Genomic DNA, 5,335 nt, shown 5'->3' on the forward strand with positions numbered 1-5,335 from the left:
GAGAGGACAATCCCGTTGACGGTGGAAGCCACCTGGCTCAATCTGATGCTAACGCCGATCCAGCAAATCGGCGTGCTGAGATCTGCTGGCTCATGGCCGCTGCTGCTTCCCCACATAGGACGTTGTCGAGCAGGAAATTCGTCACCTTGATGTCATCGGTGGCCGCCAGAACCGGAGCGGCGGTGGTCACAAACGACAGCGCGGTCGCAAAAAGTGTCCCGCGCAGCCAGCCAGACGGAAGATTTATCGATGGCTCCGGTTGTGGTGACCGGGCGATGGGCAAGGTTCCAGGTGAAGTGAGTTGTCCCTCATTTTGAAGGTGCTGCGTCCTCCTCGCCCTCACTGGGAGAAAGTGGATCGGTGGGCAGCGCCGGGCCAGATGAGCCCTCAGCATGCTGCCAAGCCCGACTCGACGTGCGTCGTGGAAAGGCGGCATTTTGTGGGGCACCGTTGCATTAACCTCGGCAGTGTAATCCGGGGCGGCCAGTCGAGGAGCCGTCCTGTTGTCAATGTTCAAGCGCCGCCGCTTTCCGGCCAAGATCATCCTTCTATGCGTGCGCTGGTACTGCAAGTACGGCATCAGCTATCGCGATCTCGCCGAGATGATGTCCGAACGCGGTGTCGCCGTTGCCCCATCCACGATCTTTCGTTGGGTTCAGCGCTATGCTCCAGAGATCGAGAAGCGGATCCGGCCCTACCAGGGACCTCGTTCTGGCTCCTGGAGAGTGGACGAGACCTACGTCCGCGTAGGGGGCAAGTGGAGGTATTTGTTTCGCTCTGTCGACAAGCACGGTCAGTTGATCGCCTTCATGCTGTCCGATCGCCGGAATACCAACGCCGCGTATCGTTTCTTGCGGAAAGCCATCAAGGCGATGAGCCAGGATCCGCCATCATCCATCACGACGGATAAACTGGCGTCGTATCCCAAGGCCATCCAGCGCCTGCAGAATGAAGGGCTGCTGCCGAAAGATCTGGAGCACCGCACCTCGAAATATCTGAATAACATCCTTGAGGCGGATCATGGCGCGCTCAAGCGCGTAATCCGTCCGACACGCGGCTTCCAGACCATGAAAACCGCCGCTGCAACCCTGACGGGTTTTGAAATCATGCGCATGATCCGCCGCGGTCATTGCATCCAGCGGGAACGTCGAGCGACAGGCGAAATCCGTCTCGTTAATCAGCTCTTCGGTCTTGCTGCCTGAGCGGCCCGTTCGATGGGGTTCGTTGTGCCTGATCCAAGTTACTGCAACAGTGCCCAATCATCTCAGGACGATCATTCCCGAGGCATGTGGGTGCTACCGCATGCCGCAGGAGGTGAGGGGAGGTCACTCGGGACTGGCCAGCCGTTAGGTTCTGGACCGGGAGTCCCACATCGGGCTCATGAGGGCTGGTTGTAAGCCACCACGACAACAGTGTCAGGCAACCCGACGGCAATGAGGAATCTCCGCCAAGCATTGGCAGGTGATTGTCCGATCGAGAGCTGATCTCATGCTTCTGGCGAACGGCATTAACACGTCAGAAGGTGTTCCGGGGATAGTCAGAACGCAGGACGATTTCAGATCAGAGCCTGAAGACAACAATCGATTTGAATGTTGACGTTCGCCGACCAAGCTCGTAGGTCCCCGTCTGTCCCAAGTTCATAACCAGCGCATGAGATGAAGCGGAATCCAAAACCCTTCTCAGTCGAGATCAAGAAGTCCCGCGGTCCCAACCAACGTCATCAACTCCTGCCAAGACGCCTGTTTGAGATGGTACCGGTCGAGACCACACAGGTCTTCCAGAAGGAAGAGCCGCAAGCTGTGGCTGAACCGGCCGCCGCCCCGCGCATTCTGCCGAGCATCGTTGAGCCGGTGTGGAGTAACTCCGAGGCCGTTGAGCCTGTCCGTCGCAGGCGCCGTTCGGGATCAAAGGCCGATCAGGGTCAGGCCGAGCTTGATCGGAATCCGATCGCTGATGGCACGAAGGACGCGCCCGCAGAAACACCCATGATTCTGGAAGCCGTGTCGCAGATGGACACTGTTGTCGTTGAAGAAGCCGCAGCACCTGTGCATGAGGCTCAGCCCCAGCAGACTGCCAGAGCGAAAGCGAAGTTACGGAAAAAGGCTGCTAAGATGGTCAGGCCGGCGATGGCGTCCGAACCTGTGTCGCAGCCGGAGCAGTCATCGGAGACAGAAGTAATCGACCCATTGCCAGCGGAGCGGGCGCGAACGACCCACCATCTCACGCCGACCAAGCGCCAAGCCGCCGCTGCTCAACTCCCGCGCCACGAACGCTGGAAACGGCGCCTCCATCCGGCTGCTTGGTAAGAGACCTTTCGACATTAGAATGGCTTCTTGCCCTCTGCCAACGGCAGCCAGGCTCCATAAAAAATGTTCAACGAAATTCGCGTGTGGCAACCAAGTTGAAATGTCACTGCTTGCGCGAAGTTGAGATGGTGGTTGGACCGGTTCAGATGAAGTCCGAGGGCAGAATAATACAGGGCAGGCGCTCTATGAGGGCAGTTATATATTTGTGAGAGGCCACTGCCAGATTGGGTAGGTATCGTCGCGCTGTTCGGTTGGAAGGACAGCCCCGCAACCTACGTCGAAACTCCATCAGGCTCGTGTGATCAACTGCGATCGTGAAACAGATGAGCACTTATCAGTCACCCCTCCAAGAAACCGGGCTCATAAGACTACCCCAAATATCGATGGTTGTGTTTTTGCTGGGGGATAGTCTTCAAGGCTAAACACCGAGTCTTGTAGAGAAAAGCGTCGGGGTGTGAACCGAGATGGCGGCTCTATAACTCAGGGCATAGAATCGAGTGCGTAACGCCAAGTCGCTTGGAACCAGCCTTTTACTTGCGAATTGATTCGGCCTTTTGGGCTAATTGATTCTGCCTAAAGGAGTTTTCCAACGGAGAATCAATCTATTATGAATGGATTCTTGCACCCCGACTTCACAGCCAACTCAGAATCGGTCATTTCACGATACGTCACAAGTGCGATGGATGGGATGCCATGGCTGACGCGAAAGGTATCGAACGGGTTCAACGCTTCCGCAAGTCGCGCCGCGAGCGCCGCGAGCGGGGCGATCGGGAGATGAACGTCTGGATACCTGGATACCTGGATACCTGGGCTTCTGGGGGCCGCGATCGACGAGGCTGTCGAGAGCGGCCGCTTCAAGTCGCGTCAGGAAGTCATCACTCACGCCCTTGAGACCATGTTCGCTCAAAAGGATCGAAATGTCGTGACGTAAACCAGGCAAAGCAAAAGGCCCACGAAGCTGGGAACTTCGAGAGCCTTTGGAGTCCACCGAGGGGTTGGCATTTGGAAATGTGACAATCTCCTTATGCCATCCCGACAAGCTGACTGTCAAGAGCATCGGTTTCGGTGAACGCTCCTGCTTTGCCCTCAACATGGAGGGTACGATGCAGCTCGCATCGTCAGGAGGCCGGCGGCTGAGACATGCCGCTCTGGCCGCAAGGAAGCTTGCGCTCGACACCGGGCGCACAGTGACACGTAAGGAATTATCTGCCGCAGCCCGGGACGCCGGCAAGGCACTCGACCTGAGACCCGCGCAACGGGTAGTCCTCTCCGAGCTCGTGGCCTGCTGGGGCGAGCAGGAATGGGAGCGGCTGCTGGTGTGGCCATCCAACGACTACCTGATGAGCCGCACGGGCCTGACCGAGCGGGCGATCCGGCGCATCCTGCGCCAGCTGATTGATCTGCAGCTGATCACCCCCAAGGACTCGCCCAACGGCAAACGCTATGCGGTGAAGGATCTGGCTGGGCAGGTGGTGGACGCCTTCGGGTTCGATCTGACCCCGATCTATGCCCGCCGGGGCGATTGGGCCGTGATGCTCATGGAGAAGAAGCAACTCCGCGAGGTGCAGAAGCGGGCCTTCGACGAGGTCACCATCTGCCGGAGAGCCACCGAGGAGGCGCTGAGTGCCCTGGCGGAACACTTCCCAGACCTGAATCGGGCCGAACTGGAAACCCGCCTCAAGGCCCTCCAGGCCCGCACACCCACCCGGGCGCAGGTGACCCTGCCGGCTGACCTCCTGGACGCCTGGCAGCTGTTGAGAACTGAGGCTGAAGAGACCTTCTATGAAGGGGGCAATGCAGGACTCAGAGTCCGCCACTTAGAAACAAACAACGGTTCTCCTAGTGAGCCTTGTAACAAAGGCTTTCCGAAGAAAGCTGGGGCGGTTCTGCCAAACGAACAAACGTCAGAGCATCTATCACCGGAATTGATCCTTGAGGCTTGCCCCACCCTCGCGGACTACCCCAAGCCGATTGAGGATGTGTCCGATCTTGTGGCGGCAGGGCGCTACCTGCGGGCGTCGCTGAGCGCCAACGAGAGTGCCTGGAACGAGGCGGTGGCGGAGATCGGGCTGGTCAGGGCCGCGGTCACGGTGATCTACGTGCTGCAGCTCTACGATGACGATGTCTCGAGCGGGGAGGCCCGGATCAAGAACCCGGGCGGGTACTTCCGCGCCATGGCACGCCTGGTCAAAGCCGGCAAGATAGACCTAAATGTCGAACTCCTCGCCATGCGGAGACGGCGCATGTCATGAGGGGGGCCGTTCACTGCGAGATGACCGACTGGTCAGCGTGTCGGGTGTCAGAGAGGGCGGGAATGGAGAACGAGGAGTGAAAGGTATGGTGTTGATTTCAACCGTCGTGGGCGGGCTCTTCCTCTACGTGATCTTCGAGCGGTATCTGAAAAAGGCTCTGCATCGGACGCATGACCACCGTAAAGCCATCGAGATCGGTACGCTGGTAGCCGCGATTGCTGCCGTGGTGCTTGCGGCGGGAAGCCTAGCCTACATGCTGACAGCGATCGACGCTCTTGAGGAGCGTCTCATGGCGCTCGAGAAGGCGACGCAGAGTCTCCCTCAGGGAAGACAATAGCTGACGCTGTGAGGGTAAGGGAGAAGCAAAGTCCTAGGCAAGCGATTAGAGCCTGTGAGTTGCTACGCTGACATTTCGAAGGCTGGGTGCATCACTGTTGTGAATCATTGCTGCTCAACTGATTCAAGACTTTGATTGGACCTCAGCACATGGCTTGCGCAACATGGAGGCATGTCCCAAGACACGATCCAGTACCTGGTGCTCGACAGGTGTGATCCTACCTGCAACATGGCTCGCTACTATGTGCTGTCGATCGAACCCAGCCTGTTCGGGGATGCGACACTGATCCGCGAGTGGGGTCGTCTCGGTCAGTCGGGGCGGAGGAGGATCGAGCTCTACGAAAACCAGTCACGTGCCATGGAAGCCCTCGAAACTTGGCTCCAGCGAAAGCAGCGGCGCGGCTATGTGCTGAGAGGTGGGTAGGGACTGGAGCAATCCCG

At 58.4% G+C, this 5,335-nt stretch carries 6 protein-coding genes; all 6 read left to right on the forward strand.

What is annotated here, in order from left to right:
- Positions 1 to 317, forward strand: a 317-nt coding sequence (locus FS320_RS47300; RefSeq protein ID WP_210252237.1) for a hypothetical protein, incomplete at its 5' end; no start/stop codon positions are given.
- Between the two features lie 186 nt (positions 318 to 503).
- Entirely contained in the window at positions 504 to 1,202 is a 699-nt protein-coding gene (locus FS320_RS37285) for an IS6 family transposase (protein ID WP_152717348.1), read from the forward strand.
- 453 nt (positions 1,203 to 1,655) lie between these two features.
- Positions 1,656 to 2,306, forward strand: coding sequence for a hypothetical protein (locus tag FS320_RS37290; protein WP_152717349.1), 651 nt, complete (start codon positions 1,656 to 1,658; stop codon positions 2,304 to 2,306).
- 1,103 nt (positions 2,307 to 3,409) lie between these two features.
- Positions 3,410 to 4,558 carry a plasmid replication protein RepC gene (gene repC, locus FS320_RS37295; protein WP_152717350.1) on the forward strand — a complete coding sequence of 383 codons (1,149 nt, stop codon included), beginning with the start codon at positions 3,410 to 3,412 and terminating at the stop codon, positions 4,556 to 4,558.
- An 85-nt stretch (positions 4,559 to 4,643) separates the two neighbouring features.
- Positions 4,644 to 4,895: a hypothetical protein gene (locus FS320_RS37300; protein ID WP_152717351.1), complete on the forward strand. Its 252-nt coding sequence runs from the start codon at positions 4,644 to 4,646 to the stop codon at positions 4,893 to 4,895.
- A gap of 171 nt (positions 4,896 to 5,066) precedes the next feature.
- Positions 5,067 to 5,318 (forward strand): WGR domain-containing protein, encoded by a 252-nt coding sequence (locus FS320_RS37305; protein WP_152717352.1) that lies wholly within the window; start codon positions 5,067 to 5,069, stop codon positions 5,316 to 5,318.
- Positions 5,319 to 5,335: the final 17 nt, after the last annotated feature.

It is taken from the genome of Microvirga tunisiensis, assembly GCF_009296175.1.
Taxonomy (GTDB): domain Bacteria; phylum Pseudomonadota; class Alphaproteobacteria; order Rhizobiales; family Beijerinckiaceae; genus Microvirga; species Microvirga tunisiensis.